Origin of the sequence: Enterobacter cloacae complex sp. IR5418, from assembly GCF_049238105.1 — a bacterium.
In the GTDB taxonomy this organism is placed as follows: domain Bacteria; phylum Pseudomonadota; class Gammaproteobacteria; order Enterobacterales; family Enterobacteriaceae; genus Enterobacter; species Enterobacter hormaechei.
The window spans coordinates 17,258-33,359 of sequence record NZ_JBMKHS010000003.1 but is presented as its reverse complement, the minus strand read 5'-3'; the positions used below and the strand labels follow the sequence as shown (position 1 = coordinate 33,359).

At 55.5% G+C, this 16,102-nt stretch carries 20 protein-coding genes; 17 read left to right on the top strand and 3 right to left on the bottom strand.

What is annotated here, in order from left to right; genetic code table 11:
* Window positions 1-309 precede the first annotated feature (309 nt).
* Complete coding sequence (locus tag ACOTX7_RS03465) at window positions 310-768, top strand: YbaK/EbsC family protein (protein WP_003856572.1); 459 nt, start codon at window positions 310-312, stop codon at window positions 766-768.
* A gap of 37 nt (window positions 769-805) precedes the next feature.
* Here the strand turns inward: ACOTX7_RS03465 and bglJ are convergent, their stop codons facing one another.
* Window positions 806-1,441, bottom strand: coding sequence for a DNA-binding transcriptional activator BglJ (gene bglJ / locus ACOTX7_RS03460; RefSeq protein ID WP_032673666.1), 636 nt, complete (start codon window positions 1,439-1,441; stop codon window positions 806-808).
* On the bottom strand, window positions 1,438-2,175 hold the full coding sequence (locus ACOTX7_RS03455; RefSeq protein ID WP_032673667.1) for a helix-turn-helix transcriptional regulator: 738 nt from the start codon (window positions 2,173-2,175) through the stop codon (window positions 1,438-1,440). Before ACOTX7_RS03455 ends, bglJ begins: the two co-directional genes overlap by 4 nt.
* Before the next feature lie 388 nt (window positions 2,176-2,563).
* Between ACOTX7_RS03455 and ACOTX7_RS03450 the strand changes: the two genes are divergently transcribed.
* From ACOTX7_RS03450 to ACOTX7_RS03395, 12 genes are all read left to right on the top strand, one after another.
* On the top strand, window positions 2,564-3,340 hold the full coding sequence (locus tag ACOTX7_RS03450; RefSeq protein WP_047354665.1) for a threonine/serine ThrE exporter family protein: 777 nt from the start codon (window positions 2,564-2,566) through the stop codon (window positions 3,338-3,340).
* The gene (locus ACOTX7_RS03445) at window positions 3,331-3,804 is read left to right on the top strand and encodes a threonine/serine exporter (protein ID WP_214592266.1); all 474 of its coding nucleotides are present in this window, start codon (window positions 3,331-3,333) and stop codon (window positions 3,802-3,804) included. Before ACOTX7_RS03450 ends, ACOTX7_RS03445 begins: the two co-directional genes overlap by 10 nt.
* 44 nt (window positions 3,805-3,848) lie before the next feature.
* Window positions 3,849-4,301 (top strand): MarR family winged helix-turn-helix transcriptional regulator, encoded by a 453-nt coding sequence (locus tag ACOTX7_RS03440; RefSeq protein WP_221256877.1) that lies wholly within the window; start codon window positions 3,849-3,851, stop codon window positions 4,299-4,301.
* A gap of 84 nt (window positions 4,302-4,385) precedes the next feature.
* Entirely contained in the window at window positions 4,386-4,814 is a 429-nt protein-coding gene (locus tag ACOTX7_RS03435) for an organic hydroperoxide resistance protein (RefSeq protein ID WP_003856578.1), read from the top strand.
* A gap of 123 nt (window positions 4,815-4,937) precedes the next feature.
* The gene (dnaT, locus tag ACOTX7_RS03430) at window positions 4,938-5,483 is read left to right on the top strand and encodes a primosomal protein DnaT (RefSeq protein ID WP_006810225.1); all 546 of its coding nucleotides are present in this window, start codon (window positions 4,938-4,940) and stop codon (window positions 5,481-5,483) included.
* Entirely contained in the window at window positions 5,480-6,217 is a 738-nt protein-coding gene (gene dnaC / locus ACOTX7_RS03425; RefSeq protein ID WP_006810226.1) for a DNA replication protein DnaC, read from the top strand. Before dnaT ends, dnaC begins: the two co-directional genes overlap by 4 nt.
* A gap of 84 nt (window positions 6,218-6,301) precedes the next feature.
* On the top strand, window positions 6,302-6,784 hold the full coding sequence (locus tag ACOTX7_RS03420; protein WP_221256876.1) for a DUF2501 domain-containing protein: 483 nt from the start codon (window positions 6,302-6,304) through the stop codon (window positions 6,782-6,784).
* Window positions 6,785-7,055: 271 nt separating this feature from the next.
* The gene (gene opgB, locus ACOTX7_RS03415) at window positions 7,056-9,347 is read left to right on the top strand and encodes a phosphatidylglycerol--membrane-oligosaccharide glycerophosphotransferase (protein WP_221812965.1); all 2,292 of its coding nucleotides are present in this window, start codon (window positions 7,056-7,058) and stop codon (window positions 9,345-9,347) included.
* A gap of 180 nt (window positions 9,348-9,527) precedes the next feature.
* Window positions 9,528-10,166, top strand: a complete 639-nt coding sequence (locus ACOTX7_RS03410; RefSeq protein ID WP_221812967.1) for an EAL domain-containing protein — start codon at window positions 9,528-9,530, stop codon at window positions 10,164-10,166.
* A gap of 145 nt (window positions 10,167-10,311) precedes the next feature.
* Window positions 10,312-10,812 (top strand): Csu type fimbrial protein, encoded by a 501-nt coding sequence (locus tag ACOTX7_RS03405; RefSeq protein WP_047354660.1) that lies wholly within the window; start codon window positions 10,312-10,314, stop codon window positions 10,810-10,812.
* 2 nt (window positions 10,813-10,814) lie between these two features.
* The gene (locus ACOTX7_RS03400; protein WP_221812969.1) at window positions 10,815-11,594 is read left to right on the top strand and encodes a fimbrial biogenesis chaperone; all 780 of its coding nucleotides are present in this window, start codon (window positions 10,815-10,817) and stop codon (window positions 11,592-11,594) included.
* Entirely contained in the window at window positions 11,512-11,970 is a 459-nt protein-coding gene (locus ACOTX7_RS03395) for a hypothetical protein (protein WP_260630758.1), read from the top strand. The genes ACOTX7_RS03400 and ACOTX7_RS03395 overlap by 83 nt, the downstream gene beginning before the upstream one ends.
* Here ACOTX7_RS03395 and ACOTX7_RS03390 read toward each other — a convergent pair.
* Window positions 11,935-12,204, bottom strand: coding sequence for a hypothetical protein (locus ACOTX7_RS03390; RefSeq protein ID WP_260630759.1), 270 nt, complete (start codon window positions 12,202-12,204; stop codon window positions 11,935-11,937). The genes ACOTX7_RS03395 and ACOTX7_RS03390 overlap by 36 nt on opposite strands.
* On the opposite strand from ACOTX7_RS03390, the gene ACOTX7_RS03385 reads away from it, so the two are divergent.
* The 4 genes from ACOTX7_RS03385 (at window position 12,116) to ACOTX7_RS03370 (ending at window position 16,097) form a co-directional block, all read left to right on the top strand.
* Complete coding sequence (locus ACOTX7_RS03385) at window positions 12,116-13,807, top strand: fimbria/pilus outer membrane usher protein (protein ID WP_421626052.1); 1,692 nt, start codon at window positions 12,116-12,118, stop codon at window positions 13,805-13,807. The genes ACOTX7_RS03390 and ACOTX7_RS03385 overlap by 89 nt on opposite strands.
* Window positions 13,798-14,754 carry a Csu type fimbrial protein gene (locus ACOTX7_RS03380; protein ID WP_221812971.1) on the top strand — a complete coding sequence of 319 codons (957 nt, stop codon included), beginning with the start codon at window positions 13,798-13,800 and terminating at the stop codon, window positions 14,752-14,754. Before ACOTX7_RS03385 ends, ACOTX7_RS03380 begins: the two co-directional genes overlap by 10 nt.
* Window positions 14,755-14,881: 127 nt before the next feature.
* Entirely contained in the window at window positions 14,882-15,622 is a 741-nt protein-coding gene (locus ACOTX7_RS03375; protein WP_221812973.1) for a winged helix-turn-helix domain-containing protein, read from the top strand.
* Window position 15,623: 1 nt separating this feature from the next.
* Entirely contained in the window at window positions 15,624-16,097 is a 474-nt protein-coding gene (locus tag ACOTX7_RS03370; RefSeq protein ID WP_221812975.1) for a hypothetical protein, read from the top strand.
* The last annotated feature ends 5 nt before the right edge of the window (window positions 16,098-16,102 follow it).

The window sequence follows — 16,102 nt, the reverse complement described above, 5'->3', positions numbered from 1 at the left end:
GTTCGTTTCGGACGCTCTCACGTCACACGTTGTTCCATACATCAGCGTCACAACCTTGCCGGATCGTGTACCAGCGGTACTGCTCAAACGGAATGGTTTCATAATTAGCTCTTATTATTAGATACAGGGGAAGTTACACACTTAGTATTAATCTCTGCATCACGCTCTGCAACCGGTTACTGTAACCGGTTTCTGTGAATGTGAAGGCGATCTAGAAAACGCCCCCGGCGGATATTTGTTACTTAAGGGATATTTACAGCGACTAAATTCTTATGACAGATTACGCAGGATATTTGTCAGGAGGAATCAATGAGTTTGCAGTCTGTACAGCAGTTTTTCGCCGAACACGCTCCGGATATAGAGATCATTGAGCTTAACCAAAGCACAGCGACTGTTGCCCTTGCTGCTGCCGCGCACAACGTTGAACCCGGCCAGATTGCCAAAACGCTGTCACTGAAAATCAAAAATGACGTGATTCTGGTGGTCGCAAAAGGCGATGCGCGTCTGGATAACAAAAAGCTCAAAGAGACATTCGGCGCAAAAGCCCGCATGCTCAGCAGCGATGAGGTAGTCACTCTGACGGGTCATCCTGTTGGCGGCGTCTGCCCGTTCGGACTGGAAAATCCGCTTTCTGTTTACTGTGACATCACATTAAAACAGTACGCGGAAGTGTTACCCGCAGCGGGCGCCATCCACAGTGCGGTGCGTATATCGCCCGACAGAATGGCGGAACTGACCGCAGCAAAATGGGTGGATGTCTGCATTTGAACGTTGCGCCAGAAGAACTCTGGCGCATCACTTTATGCTAAGAAAATGAAGGAACGGTGAGAGCGGAACGACGGACTTCACGGGCAGGGAGATGCGCCAGAATATCCGCCGCATCCAGTAATCCCACGTCAGAATTGACGCCCAGCTTTACCATGGCATTAAACTTATGCGCCCGGATGGTTTTAATATTGCGTTCAAGCTGTGCCGCAATTTCAGGGATTGAAAAACCCGATGACATATAACGCAGTATCGCCCTTTCGGTCGGGCTTAGCATGCGATTCTGGCTCACACACCAGTGATTGTACATGTTGTCATTCACCTGATGCGTTTCGCTGAGTAATGTCTCCAGCCCCTCCATTAACTGCTTTAGCGGAACCGATTTACTGATTATCCCATGCAAGCGAGAAGGCGAAAGATGGCTGACCAGCCTCGCCTCCATCTCATCAGAGGCCAGCACGATACGCTGGACGTCGCTGTGGGTGAAGGTGAGATCCCGTAAACAGGCCAGACAGTTTCTCCGCTCCTCACGCTCATCAGACAATGAATAGATAACCGCATAGAATGAGATATCCGAGAGCGCGACTTTAAAACTATCGAATCTGCTAAACAGGTGCACCTGGTAATGGCTCAGGGCGGGCATCGCAAAAAGATGCTTCAGCCCTACAGCGCTCATTGAGCAGCTTTCGATGACGGCGATATGTCTTGTTGCAGTGGTCTTTTCCATTCCTCAAACTCTCCATAAGCCGACATTAAACTGAGTTCTCGCATTCCCTGGGTACTGCTTATCCACGCGTACATATCGGCATTACTGCGAAGTGATAAGCGGCGCATTGCACTGTTTTTCTGTGCACTGATCGTTTTATTACTCTTATTCAGTAACGTGGCAATTTGGTTGATCCCCCAACCTTTACCTAGCAAACGCAACACCTTGCGCTCAGAGTGGGTGAGCGCAATCATTTGCTCACTCTCCTCTTCAATATCGGGCGTTTCCGGTATTAATAACGTCTGGCTTATTCGCTCGGCACGCTCACTGCCCGCGCGAATAGCGTTAATAACGCCTTCAATGGGTTCCATATCCGAAAGCAGCGTGCTTTCCGGACGCATAAGAAGCTCTACTGCAAGCGGATAAAGGGGACGCGAGACAAGGAATATCCAGTGAATATCCCGATACTGATTCATTAATCCATAATATTGCTCAAGCGTGCCGCGAGGATTGCGATACTCACCCGAAATATCGGCAATAACGACCCCAGCGCGACGCAACTGTAGTAGCGTCAACTCCTGCATCGAACGGCAATACGTTATCTCAAAATCGGGAAAGTGACGCGACATGACGCTACCTAACCCATTTTGCATAACCGGTACTCTACTAATCACAACTCCGTGTTTACCATTCAATGGCAACATAGACCCTCCATGTCATGAATTCATTATTTAAGAACGAACTAACCCTACGAGATTAAACACGTTTGTATTCCTTAGTACAAAACGCCTTAATATTCGTAAACCAGTAGAAATGTCACATGGGTTATGAAACGCCCAATACAGTCTTAATATCGCACAAAGACTACAAGAATTTAATTCACATTGCGTGAAAAGATCGAAAATATGAAATTAGAAATACTTAATACATTGTTTTTATAAATTCCCATCACACATTCATTAAATAAATAAAAATGACGCTTTCGCCGTGCTGGTCACGCAACTGATCGCACAAATGTTGATCTGGCCCAGCGCAAAGGCCCCCGCACTTTGTGTTAAAAGTAAGCAATCTCTCTTCTCTTCAGGGCGTTTCATGCAGGCAGATCGGTCTACGCAACGTGCTACCACGCGGCTATGTATTCAGTGCGGGCTTTTTCTCTTACAGCACGGGGCAGAAAGCGCCCTCGTGGAAGAACTTTCCACACGTCTGGGGCTGGCGCTGGGGATGGACAGCGTTGAGAGCTCCATCTCGTCAAATGCAATTGTGCTGACCACCATTAAAGACGGACAGTGCCTGACCTCCACCCGTAAAAATCATGACCGCGGCATTAACATGCACGTCGTGACGGAAGTGCAGCACATCGTGATCCTTGCCGAACACAAGCTGCTCGATCTCCGGGAGATAGAGAAACGCTTCAGCCAAATCAAACCTCTCCGGTATCCACGCTGGCTGGTTGTGCTGATGGTGGGACTGTCCTGCGCCTGCTTCTGCAAGCTCAACGCGGGCGGCTGGGACGGCGCTGTCGTGACTTTCTTTGCCAGCAGCATCGCGATGTATGTTCGCCAGCTGTTGACGCACAGGCAGTTACATCCGCAAATTAACTTCTGCATCACGGCTTTTGTGGCGACAACCGTATCCGGCCTGCTTTTGCGCCAGCCCTTTTTCGCCAGCACGCCGACTGTGGCGATGGCCGCCAGCGTATTGCTGCTGGTGCCGGGTTTTCCCTTAATCAATGCCGTCGCTGATATGTTTAAAGGCCACATCAACACCGGTCTGGCGCGCTGGGCGATAGCCAGCCTGCTGACACTGGCGACCTGTATCGGGGTGGTAATGGCCATGACGCTCTGGGGGTTACGCGGATGGGCGTGATCGATTTTCTGCTCGCACTGGCGCAGGACATGCTCCTGGCAGCCCTTCCCGCCGTTGGATTTGCGATGGTGTTTAACGTCCCGCAGCGTGCATTACCCTGGTGTGCGCTGCTGGGTGCCATTGGTCACGGCTCACGTATGGTCATGATGACGTCGGGCTTTAATATCGAGTGGTCGACATTTATCGCCTCCATGCTGGTTGGCAGCATCGGTATTCAGTGGTCCCGCTGGTATCTGGCGCACCCGAAAGTGTTCACCGTGGCGGCGGTGATCCCGATGTTCCCGGGCATTTCAGCCTATACGGCAATGATCTCCGCCGTAAAAATCAGCCACTTTGGCTACAGCGAGCCTCAGATGATCCTGCTCCTGAGCAACTTCCTCAAAGCCTCGTCGATTGTGGGCGCGCTCTCCATCGGCCTGTCGATCCCCGGCTTATGGCTTTACCGCAAACGTCCACGCGTGTAATAAAATCGCTTGCAATTGTATCGTGCGCTATCTATATTCATTTCATGGACGCAAAAACGAACGACACCACCCACGCGCTTCTGCTGGATAACCAGCTCTGTTTTGCCCTCTATTCGGCAAACCTGGCGCTTAACAAGCTGTACCGGCAACTGCTGGCGCCGCTTAACCTGACCTACCCGCAATACCTGGTGATGCTGGTGCTGTGGGAGCAGGACGATATTACGGTGTCAGACATTGGCGAGCGGCTGTTCCTGGATTCCGCCACCCTGACTCCCCTGCTGAAACGCCTGGAAAGTGCGGGATTGATCTTCCGCCAGCGTTCCCGTCAGGATGAGCGTCAGGTCGCCGTCACCCTGAGCGAGGCGGGTCGCGAGCTGCAACAGCAGGCCGTGGCGATCCCACACGCCGTGGGCTGTGCAGCGCAGTGTGATACCGACACCCTGCTGGCGCTCAAGCAACAGCTCGAACTTTTGCGCCAACAGCTGCATCGCGCGTAAGGCTATACTTTACGCGTCCGCTTTTAACTTAATACATCGTGCGCTATTTAATAGCGTATAAAAACGTAAGATGAGGAACCTGCCATGTCTTTAGAAAAAGTTGTCTACACTGCCAAAGCCAAAGCAACCGGAGGCCGTGATGGCCGCGCCACCTCTTCCGATGGCGTTCTGGATGTCAAACTGGGTGTGCCAAAAGAGATGGGCGGCATGGGGGGAGAAGTCACCAACCCTGAACAGCTGTTCGCTGCGGGCTACTCCGCTTGCTTCCTGGGCGCAATGAAGTTCGTGGCGGCACGTGACAAATTCGCTCTGCCAAAAGACGCCTTTATTGAAGGCGAAGTAGGAATTGGCCCGCTGCCAACCGGTTTTGGTATCGAAGCGAAGCTGAATATCCACGTTGAAGGAATGGACGCAGCGGAAGCCAAAAAACTGGTGGATGCGGCGCATATCGTCTGTCCGTACTCTAACGCAACGCGCGGCAATATTGACGTGACGCTGAACATCATCGCGTAACAACGCCTGTGATGATAGCCCCGGTAAGCGTAACGCCGCCGGGGAAATCCTCTGCTTTCCTTCCCTCTCTCTGTGCTACCATAACCCTCAATCACGCCCGTAGTAATCAGTAGAGAAAGTGTTATGTCCTCCAGAATCCTGACCACCAGCATTGCTGGCATTGATGCCTTTATGCGCGATCCTCGCGGTGTGTTGACGCACGCCGAAGGCGGCACGCTCGCGGTATTTGCCGACAACGCCCCGGCGTTTTACGCGGTCACGCCGGAACGTCTGGCGCAGCTTCTGGAGATTGAAGCGAAGCTGTCGCGCCCGGCGAGCGATGTCATGCTGGATAATCAGTTTTTTGACGAACCCACCAGTGCCCCGGTGGCCATCCCAATGGGGAAATTTCCCATGTACGCTGGCTGGCAGCCGGACGCCGATTTTCAGCGGCAGGCGGCATTATGGGGAATAGCCCTCTCGCAGCCCGCGACACCGGAAGAGCTGGCGGCCTTTACCGCTTACTGGCAGGCTGAAGGGAAAGTATTCCACCATGTTCAGTGGCAGCAAAAGCTTGCGCGCAGTCTGCAAATCAACCGCGCCAGCAACAACGGCCAGCCAAAACGTGATATCAATGCCTTTTCAGAACCGGACAAAAAAATTCCTGATGGATTCCGAGGTGCAAAATGAAAAACGTCGGCGACCTGATGAAACGTTTGCAGAAAATGATGCCCGCCAACGTGAAGCCCGCCTTCACCACCGGTGAAGAGCTGCTGGCGTGGCAAAAAGAGCAGGGTGAAATCCGCGCGGCGGCCCTCGCCCGCGAGAACCGTGCGATGAAAATGCAGCGCACCTTTAACCGCTCGGGCATTCGCCCTCTGCACCAGAACTGCTCCTTTGAGAACTACAAGGTTGAGTCACAGGGGCAGATGAACGCCCTTAACCAGGCGCGCCAGTATGTGGATGAATTTGACGGCAACATCGCCAGCTTCATCTTTAGCGGTAAACCCGGCACCGGGAAAAATCACCTGGCGGCCGCTATCTGCAACGAGCTGCTGCTGCGCGGGAAGTCAGTGCTGATTATCACCGTGGCCGATATTATGTCCGCCATGAAGGACACCTTCAGCAACCGCGAAACCAGTGAAGAACAGCTGCTGAATGATTTAAGTAACGTGGATTTGCTGGTCATCGACGAGATCGGCGTCCAGACGGAATCCCGCTACGAGAAAGTGATCATCAACCAGATTGTCGATCGCCGTTCGTCATCAAAACGTCCCACCGGTATGCTGACGAACCACAATATCGACGAGATGACCCGGTTGCTTGGCGAGCGGGTGATGGATCGCATGAAGCTGGGTAATAGCCTGTATGTCATCTTCGACTGGGACAGCTATCGCAGTCGCGTCACCGGCAAAGAGTATTAAGATATTTCCAGGGAGCGCCAGAAGAGCAGAGGTATATACTGAACCCACTTCTGGCCCAAAACGGACCTTGTTGAGTAATTCATTATGAAAAAACAGTTTTTTATCAGCATCTTTACTGGCGCTCTGCTGGTGACTGGCGCAGCGCAGGCCGCATCATGGCAGGAGTCGCTCTCCAGCGCAGCAAGTGAGTTGACCAAAGAGAGCGGTACTTCTCAGGGCGGGCTGTCCGCCTCGTCCCTCACCGGCCTGCTGAGTAACAGCTCCCAAAGCCTGAGCGCCGGAACGATGAACAACGCGGCGGGTATTCTGGAATACTGTGCGAAGCAGAAGCTGGCTTCCGTCACCGATACCGAAAACATCAAGAACCAGGTGCTGGGTAAACTGGGTCTGGACACCCAGGAGCAGAAGGCGGATACCAACTATATGGACGGTATTCAGGGCCTGCTGAACGCGCAAAATGGCCAGCAACTTAACCTCAGCACCCTTGGAAATTCATCTCTGGCGAAACAGGTGAAAACGAAAGCCTGCGATCTGGTGCTGAAACAAGGCGTTAATTTCCTCTCCTGATCGTCCCCCATTTTCTGCCACAACACGCCGCGTTTATCGCGTTAGTCTTACCCCGCGGCGTGAAGTGCGTTTTTTTACCCCTTGCCACCACTTCAGCGTCCGTATGCCACGATGCGACTGTATTCAAAAATCCGATTTTATAAACCAAATCCTAACAACAGCACACTTTCGTGACACTAAAATTGCAGCTAAGCGACATCGCAATTACATTGTATTACCCAAAAAATAAGCAATTAGCCGGCTAAGCGTCCGGCATGATGAGGATCGGCTGTTGTCAGAGTTAATGTCCCTTGTCCTTTTCCTGGCTTCCATCGGCGTTTATGCCTGGAAAGCTGGTCGTCACACCTGGTGGTTTGTGGCCACCCTGGTGGTGCTCGGCATTTTTATTGTTCTAAACATTACGTTATATGCCAGCGATTACTTTACCGGCGACGGTATTAACGACGCGGTGCTTTACACGTTGACCAACAGCCTGACCGGCGCTGGTGTGGGTAAGTACATCCTTCCGGGTCTGGGGCTGGTGGTCGCGCTGGTGGGCATTTTCGCCGCGCTGGCCTGGGTCCTGCGCCGTCGCCGTCACCGTCCGCATCATCATGGCTACAGCCTGCTGGCGCTGTGCCTGGCGCTGGCCTCGGTGGATGCCAGCCCGGCATTTCATCAAATTACCGAGCTGGTAAAATCCCAGTCGCGCGATGGCGATCCGGACTTCGTGGCCTACTACAAAGAGCCAGCGAAAAAAATCGATAACCCCAAACTTAACCTGGTCTACATCTACGGTGAGAGTCTGGAACGCACCTATTTTGACAACGAGGCGTTCCCGAACCTGACGCCAGAGCTTGGCGCGCTGAAAAACCAGGGCCTCGACTTCAGCCACACCATGCAGTTACCCGGCACGGATTACACCATCGCCGGGATGGTGGCCTCCCAGTGCGGCATTCCGCTGTTCGCTCCGTTTGAAGGTAACGCCTCCGCCTCGATGTCGAGCTTCTTCCCGCAAAACATTTGCCTTGGTGATATCCTGAAAAACTCGGGCTATGAAAACTACTTTATGCAGGGCGCTAACCTGCGCTTTGCCGGGAAAGATGTGTTCCTGAAATCCCACGGTTTCGATCACTTGTATGGTTCCGAAGAGCTGAAAACCACCGTCGCCGATCCGGCTTACCGCAATGACTGGGGCTTTTACGACGATACCGTTCTGGATGAAACCTGGAAGAAATTCGAGGAACTTTCCCGCGCCGGTAAACGCTTCTCGCTGTTTGCGTTGACCGTCGACACGCACCACCCGGATGGTTTCGTATCGCGCACCTGTAAACGTCAGCGCTACGACATTGACGGTCAAAACAACAAGTCCTTTAGCGCCGTGACCTGTAGCCAGGAGCATATCGCGGCGTTAATAGAGAAAATCAAAGCCTCGCCTTATTTTAAAAATACGGTCATCGTCGTGTCGTCTGACCATCTGGCGATGAAAAACAGCGCCTGGGATGAGCTGAATAAGCAGGATCGCAGCAATCTGTTCTTTGTGCTGCGCGGCGATAAACCGCAGCAGGAGGTCATTGCCGCTAAGCGTAACTCGATGGATAACGGCGCGACCGTGCTGGATATTCTGGGGGGCGATAACTTTATTGGACTGGGCCGCAGCACGCTGTCGGGCCAGTCCCTGTCGGAAATCTTCCTCAACATGAAGGAAAAAATCCTCGCATGGAAGCCGGATATCATCCGTCTGTGGAACTTCCCGAAAGCGATTAAAGATTTCACCATCGATCAGGATAAAAAAATGATCGCGTTCTCCGGCAGCCATTTCCGCCTGCCACTGCTGCTGCGCGTGTCGGATAACCGCGTCGAGCCGCTGCCGGAAAGCGAATACTCCGCACCACTGCGCTTCCAGCTGGCGGAATTTGCCCCGCGCGATAATTTCGTCTGGGTCGACAGGTGCTACAAAATGGGCCAGCTCTGGTCGCAATCGCTGTCGCTGTCCACCGACTGGTGCGTCTCTCAGGGACAACTCGGCGGTGAGCAGACCGTGCAACACGTTGACAAACCGCAGTGGCAGGGGAAAACCGCCTTTAAAGACACGGTGATTGATACCGCACGCTATCAGCGCAACGTTGACCTGCTGAAAATCGTCGATAACGACATTCGCTACAAAGCAGACAGCTTTATCTTTAACGTTGCCGGTGCGCCGGAAGAGGTGAAGCAGTTCAGCGGTATTTCACGGCCTGAATCCTGGGGGCGCTGGTCTAACGCACAGTTAGGTGACGAGGTGAAAATTGAGTATACCCAGCCGTTACCGGAGAAATTTGATCTGGTGATCACCGCCAGGGCATTTGGCCCCAATGCAAACCGCCCTATTCCGGTGCGCGTCGGTGATAAAGAACAGACACTGATGCTGAGCAATGACGTCACCACCAGTACGCTGCATTTCGATAATCCTTCGCGCAGCAATACGCTGGTCATTGTGCCGCCCGATCCACAGTCCACTAACGAAGGGAATATTCTCGGTCACTCTCCACGCAAGCTGGGGATCGGCATGGTGGAAATCAAAATCGTCAAAAACAACGGGTAATGCGCGCAGCGCCCGGCTTCCTGCCGGGCGCTTATGAAATTAAATAATCCTTTATAACGCTTATAAATTAGATAAAAACACTATATATAAGCGTTTTTTATTTATAAATACCCCGCCAAAATCACAATCCATAAAATGTGCAGCTTCTGAATTTACCACGGAGCGTTACGCACTTTTATCATGCTAACCGGCTATAAGTTCGAATCCATCCGGGCACTGCGCAGCGAACACGTGATTGCCTGGGAGGTATTGTCCACGGCACTGCCTCACGTCGATCTCGAAGACTATTTTTGCTCGATGCCCGCGACGCAGCGTAAAGCGCATTTCTTTGCGCAGCTTCGTCATGCCATGTTCTGCGAAGCGGGCGACAAATATTATCTCAACGCGACGACAGATTTGCTGCTGGAAACGGACTTCCTCGACAGGCTGAAAGAAGAAACGCCCAGCCCGGAGAGGCTTGCTGTCGAAGTCACCGATCTTTACAGGCTGGTACATCTTGACGATACGCAAAGCCGGGCCCTGCGGACGTGCATCGCCACGCTGCATCGGTGGGGAATAGAAGTGTGGGCCGACGATGTCTGCGAAGACATTCTTCCCGACCTGCTTGCCAGCCAGATCCGCTTCTGCGGCGTAAAAATTGACAAGCATACCTTCTGGGACGGACGCACCGAGCGGGAAAAGTTTTTACAACTCACCCGCCAGTGCAAACGTCTCGCCAGCAAGGTGCTGATAGAGGGCATCGAAACCGCGGGTGATTTCGCCCTGGCCCGCTCCAGCGCGGCCGATTACGGTCAGGGTTACCTGTGGGGAAGACCGTGACGCCTGGTATCGTTAACGCTGGCTATCAGGTCATCGTCCTGTTTTGCAGCCCCCCCCTGGCGGAGTTTCATCGAAAGCTCTGCCTGCTGGACGCTCAGTCCTTTTCTTTGTCAATGCACCGTTAATCACGTTAGGAAATACAATCATGAGAATTATTCCCACAGCTGTATGTTGTTCCGTTCTCCTGCTTCCTGCCGCTGCTATCGCCGCAGACAACAGCACCGCGAGCGCGACGATGCACGTCTCACTGGAAGTGGTTAAGTCCTGTACCCTCAACGCCAACGATCTTAACTTCTCGCGCCACGGTACGGACGAAGCGGGTGAAATTCAGGCCAGAACGCAGGTCGATATCGTCTGCACCAACGGTACGCCGTTCACCCTTTCCGCCACCAGCAGTGACAGCAGTGAGAACGGCACCTTCTGGCTGAAGCCGGAAAACGGCGAAACGGGCGCACAAAAGATTGCGTGGAAGCTGTTTGCTGACGAAGGCAAACAGACGCAAATCACCGGCACCGAAGGGCTCACCGATACCGGCAACGGGATGAAACAGGAAGAGACGCTATATGGCGTGATTGACGCAGGCGCCCTGACGACCGCCCAGGCGGGTACCTATAGCGACGATGTAACCTTAAACCTGGAGTACTGATCGTGCGTCGCTTTCTTCCCTGCTTCATTATCTGGTTCATGATGCTGGCGCTGCTGTCACGGTACGCGCTGGCCGCCACGCTTCAGGTCGCGCCCGTGACGCTCGACATGCAGAGCGGCCAACGAGCCACGGCCGTTTACCTCACGAACAGTGGGAAAACGGCCATCCACGCTCAGATACGGGTGTACGAATGGTCCCAGAAAAAAGGCAAGGATGTTCTGGAAGCAACCGAAAAGGTCGTCAGCAGCCCGGCGATGACCTCGCTGGCGCCGGGCCAGCAGCAGCTGGTGCGTATTATCGTGATGCAGCCGGGTGCGCATGAACAGGAGCAAAGCTACCGGCTGGTCATCGATGAGCTGCCAGACGCCGCGTCCCGTGCCGCCAACCCCAGCGCCGTTCACTTCCTGCTGCGTTACTCGATTCCGGTCTTTATAGCCGGAAGCCAGACAACGCCCCTCAGCCAGGATGTCCTGAGCTGCGAACAGGCCGAAATTCCGGCAACGCTTCGCTGCTATAACGCCGGAAACCGCCATATTCGCCTCAGCCACCTTCAGGTTCTGACGGCCAGCGGGCAGGTTGCCGGATCGGTCAAAGGGCTGGCGGGCTATGTTCTGCCGGGCCAGACCGCGCTTGTACCGCTCAAGCAGACTCCCCGCCACTCGCTCAGCGCGTTACGCGCCTACATCAATGACGATCGCCATGCCAGCCAGATCCCCCTGCGTCCGCTCGCTGCTCGCGCTCCTGCTTTGGCTACCGCTCATTCTGTCAGCAGCCCGGGCTGAATCTCCCGTCGACGCCGTTCAGTGGCTGGCCATTACCGTTAACCACGCCCCGCGCGGTGAGCTGTGGGCCTGCCGCGTTGCGGGTGATGCCCTGTGGATTGGCCGCAGCGATATCGCAAAACTGGGGCTTCGCGCCCCGGAAGGCCGCAGCGAGTGGGTTGAACTGACGTCCCTGCCGGGCCTGAAGGTCAGCCTCGACGTGCTTTCGCAGCAGGTGACTATCAACGCCGAGGCGAAGGCGCTTGAGGGTCAGCAGCACGTAACGTTCGGGAGGCCTCCCTCGCAGTACCGCTATCCTGAAGCGCAGCCCATCAGCTGCCTTTACCCTCGGGTACGCCCTCTATGCCAGCGAGTCCGAGGGAAAACGCCAGCTTAACGCGCAAACCACGCTGTCCGCCTCCGGGCCGCTGCCCGGCCTGTTCAGCAGCAGCTTTTCCAGCCATGCGGGGGAGGAAAACAGCGCGGGTCGCCCCACCCACACGCGTCTTGAAACCCGCTGGCAGCGGGATAACGCAGACTCGCTGACCAGCCTGGCGCTGGGGGACAGCATCACCACCGGCACGCGCTGGAGCCGCCAGGTCCGCTTCGGCGGGCTGCACTGGGCGCGCAATTTTGAGCTTAATCCGCAACTCAACACCGAACCGCGCAGCCGCTACAGCGACACGGCCATCCTGCCTTCAACGGTCGATCTTTACATCGACGGCCTTAAGCAGAGCAGCCAGCAGGTAACGCCGGGTGATTTTCTGCTCGATACCCTGCCTTCCTTTACCGGCAGCGGGCAGGCGCAGGTGGTGATCACCGACATCAACGGCCAGCGGCGTACCGTTCAGCTCGATTTGTACGGCGCGCCGGGAATGCTGGCGGAGGGGCTTAGCAGCGGTTCACTGGACATTGGCTGGATGCGGCAAAACTATACCCTGCGATCCGATGACTATGCCGCCTCGCCGATGCTCGATGCCGGCTGGCGCTATGGCGTGAATAACCAGCTGACGCTGGCGCTGCATACGGAACAGCAGCGAAAGCTGCGCAACGTGGGTACAGGCGCCGACTGGCTGATCTCCCCCACTGCGGGCATTCTTAGCCCGCACATCGCCCTAAGCGACAGCGCCTACGGGAAGGGGATGCAGTGGGGCCTCGGCTGGCAGTGGAATGGCAGCGGGACGGGGCTTTCCGCCAGCACCGTTCGCACCGACGCCGCATTCGCGGATAACGCCCGCATGAGCGGGGCCGCGCCCGTCAGACGCAGCGATAGCGTATGGGTTAGCCACGCATTTCCCCATTTCGGCACGCTGGGGGCGGGCTGGGTGCAGCAAAATATACAGGGCAACCGGCAGCGCTATCTTAATGCCTCATGGTCCGTCTCGCTGCCAGCACATCTCTCCACCACGCTGAGCTATACCCGCTCGTTTACGGACGCGTCGAGCAATGTCCAGCTTATGCTCTCCGTCCCGCTGGGCCGCCAGAACACCCTCTCGGTTCAGGCCAGCCGGGACAGGCCGCGTATGGACTATCGCCACCAGCCAGACAATCAGGCGGGCGGCTGGTCCTGGCAGCTGGGGCAGGGCTTTGGCCAAAACCGGGAAAGGTATGCAGACGCAGGCTACCTTGGCCGCGCCGGAGAGTGGCACGTCGGGCTGGAGCAGAGCGCTAACGCGAGCAACCAGTACGCCTCGGCCGAAGGCAGCCTGACGCTGCTGGACAACAGCCTGCACGCTTTACGCTACAGCCAGCAGGGTCTGGCGCTGGTCTCCACGCGCGGTATCGGGCATGTACCGGTGATGCTGGAAAACCGCCGCGCGGGTGAAACCGATGAGCAAGGATACCTTCTGCTGACCGACCTGCCGCGCTACCACAACAGCAAAGTCACCATCGATCCGCTGGAACTGCCGCCCGACGTCATCGCCCCCGTCACCGACATGTATGCCAGACCGGGCAACGGTAACGCGGTGAAAGTCGATTTTAACGTCCATCGCGCCATGACGGTTCAGGCCCGGCTGGTCGACAGACACCGCCAGCCGCTGCCGCTGGGCAGCGTCGTTTCAACGCCACACGGCGCCACCATTGTGGGTCGCGACGGGTTTATCTGGCTTGAAGATCCGCCCCTGCCGGGCGAGCTGGTGGTGAAAACCGGTGAAGGCGAATGCCGGGTCACGCTTCCGGCCCCGCGCACCTCGTCAACCGTAATCAATATTGGAGAACAACTGTGTCATTAAAAACGCTGTTAACGTTGCTGCTTGTGCTGTCCATGAAGGCGATGGCGGCAGCGTGCTGGATCACCTCCCCCGCCGTTATTAACTTCGGCAACGTCGTGGCGGGTAACGCAGCCTCGACCCACACCGAGGTAAAGTTTAGCTGTCAGGCCGACAACTACGGCACGGCAGAATATATCAACGTCTGTCTGAGCAGCATCGACGCCCCGCCCTTTCAGATGCTTTCGACGGGCGACCAGGAGGGAAAACAGTACACCCTGCTGTTTCGACTGCTTAACGGTCTCGCGCGATCGCAGGAGTTAGGCCCCGCCAGCCGCGGGGATCTCATCCAGCAGACCATCATTGCGGGAAGCAACGCCAGCGTCAGCGGCAGTTTTCCGCTTATCGCCACCCTGCCAGCGGGGCAAAGCCAGCTCCCTGCGACCCACTATTACAACTACAACATGAACCTGCGTATCGCCTGGCACAGCACCACCCGCCAGGATGCCTTGCAAAGCTGTGCTGACGGCTCTGCGGAGGGGGAACAGGTGCAGGGCGGGAGCAATGCGCAGGCCGAAATCAGCGAAGGATGCTACATAGAGCGTGTCACGCCGCTTAACTTCGGCACCCTGACCAGCACCGCCACGCTGCGCCCCTCGCGCTCGACGGCAACCCTCACCACGCGCTGCCCGGCCGGTACCGCATTCACCCTTGCCATGGGGAAAGGCAATCATGCCAGCGGCGACTGGCGGCAGCTTTGCAACGATGAGGGCCAGTGCCTGCGCTATGGACTATGGCAGGATGCGGGCGCGACGCAGCGCTGGGGCGATCGAAGCAGCGGCGATACGCTGAACGTCACCAACCCCGCAGGCGGCACGCAGAACTTCACCGTATACGGGGAGGTTCCGGCCCAGCCCCTGAGCGGGACGGGGGAGTTCATTGATGACGTGATAGTCACACTGACTTATTAACCTCACCAAAAAACCGTCTGGATCAATGTTATCGGTAACAGTGACGCTAAAATAACCAACAACGCTGCTTACTAAGACGTAATGCCTGTTTTTTAATTGAATATCTCTGTCTGTATTACAACACCTTATGAAATACCTGCTTGCTGACGCCCTCATTTACAATGACGAGGACGGCATTATTACTCCTGTCAATGCGCCGGAAGAGGATGCGCAGATCCTCACCTGTACGGCCAATACCATCCTGAAGCTGCTGGTGAAGCATCACGGGAACGTTGTCGAACGGGAAACTTTCCTTCATGACGTCTGGGATCGGCGCGGGCTTCATGGATCCAACAACTCGTTAAACCAGTACATCAGCATCCTGCGCAAAATGCTGGCCAGCCTGGTTCCCGACGTGCTGTTTATCGTCACGGTGCCGAAAACGGGCTTTATGCTCTGCGCGGACGTCACGGTGACGACGCTGGAGGAAGAGGCGCCAGCGGCCGAAACGGCAAAACCGGCATGGCGCGTTCGTCCGGAACGGCTGTTCTGCGGCGCGTTCACGCTGGCGATTATTGCGCTGTGCGTCTGGATAACGGCCATTAAGCCCGATGCCCCACAGAGTGACATTCACCTGCTTACCCATATCGGCAAGTGTCCGGTCTACACCTTTACGCCGCTGGCGGATGTGTTCCACGACAGGGCCATTGCCCTGGCGCAAAACCTTCAGCAGGACGGTCATCTCCCGTGCCTGAAAAATTCGATCTTTTACATGCACATTCAGAGAACGCTTTTCTACGGCCATGAAGGGCGGCTGGTGCTTTCCCAGTGCTCGCTCACGCACGATAAAGCCAGCGCCTGTCGTACGCTTTACTATTACGAGTGGTGATATGAAACACAAAAAAGTGTGGCTAATACTGGTCCTTAACCTGTTGCTTCTGGGCGCCGCGCTGGCGTGGTATGTCTACACGCCCCCGCTGTCGGTGGCCTGCGATGGAAATCTGACCTTCTCCGACAGGCGCGATAACCACGAGTTCACGTTCGACGGGGAGATCATCATGCGTTTTCACCCCGATAAAACGGGCTACATCACGCTAAACGGCAACTTTGAGAATGCCCCGAAAAGCTGGGAAGTTTCTCGTCAGGAGATGTTTAAATGGCGGCACGTTGAGGGAGCGCTGTATGAAATTATCATTCAAAAAGTGGAGCGCTTCAGCCATGACGCCATGCCGCCGGGGGTATTTGAAAAGTACGTGGCTGGCCTGACGCTGGGGAAAAAAAGGCTCCTGACGATAGAGCGCACGCCGCATAAGGCGCTGGTGATCAGCAATTTTTACTCGCCGGTGCTGGTCTGCTCGGAGTAATAGCG

Coding starts and splice junctions, on each gene's coding strand:
- ACOTX7_RS03445 (WP_214592266.1), top strand. CDS start 3,331: ATGGGCGTGATCGATTTTCTGCTCGCACTGGCGCAGGACATGCTCCTG.
- ACOTX7_RS03420 (WP_221256876.1), top strand. CDS start 6,302: ATGAAAAAACAGTTTTTTATCAGCATCTTTACTGGCGCTCTGCTGGTG.
- dnaC (WP_006810226.1), top strand. CDS start 5,480: ATGAAAAACGTCGGCGACCTGATGAAACGTTTGCAGAAAATGATGCCC.
- ACOTX7_RS03405 (WP_047354660.1), top strand. CDS start 10,312: ATGAGAATTATTCCCACAGCTGTATGTTGTTCCGTTCTCCTGCTTCCT.
- bglJ (WP_032673666.1), bottom strand. CDS start 1,441: ATGAGCGCTGTAGGGCTGAAGCATCTTTTTGCGATGCCCGCCCTGAGC.
- ACOTX7_RS03375 (WP_221812973.1), top strand. CDS start 14,882: ATGAAATACCTGCTTGCTGACGCCCTCATTTACAATGACGAGGACGGC.
- ACOTX7_RS03440 (WP_221256877.1), top strand. CDS start 3,849: ATGGACGCAAAAACGAACGACACCACCCACGCGCTTCTGCTGGATAAC.
- ACOTX7_RS03395 (WP_260630758.1), top strand. CDS start 11,512: ATGCCAGCCAGATCCCCCTGCGTCCGCTCGCTGCTCGCGCTCCTGCTT.
- ACOTX7_RS03455 (WP_032673667.1), bottom strand. CDS start 2,175: ATGTTGCCATTGAATGGTAAACACGGAGTTGTGATTAGTAGAGTACCG.
- ACOTX7_RS03370 (WP_221812975.1), top strand. CDS start 15,624: ATGAAACACAAAAAAGTGTGGCTAATACTGGTCCTTAACCTGTTGCTT.
- dnaT (WP_006810225.1), top strand. CDS start 4,938: ATGTCCTCCAGAATCCTGACCACCAGCATTGCTGGCATTGATGCCTTT.
- ACOTX7_RS03410 (WP_221812967.1), top strand. CDS start 9,528: ATGCTAACCGGCTATAAGTTCGAATCCATCCGGGCACTGCGCAGCGAA.
- ACOTX7_RS03465 (WP_003856572.1), top strand. CDS start 310: ATGAGTTTGCAGTCTGTACAGCAGTTTTTCGCCGAACACGCTCCGGAT.
- ACOTX7_RS03450 (WP_047354665.1), top strand. CDS start 2,564: ATGCAGGCAGATCGGTCTACGCAACGTGCTACCACGCGGCTATGTATT.
- ACOTX7_RS03435 (WP_003856578.1), top strand. CDS start 4,386: ATGTCTTTAGAAAAAGTTGTCTACACTGCCAAAGCCAAAGCAACCGGA.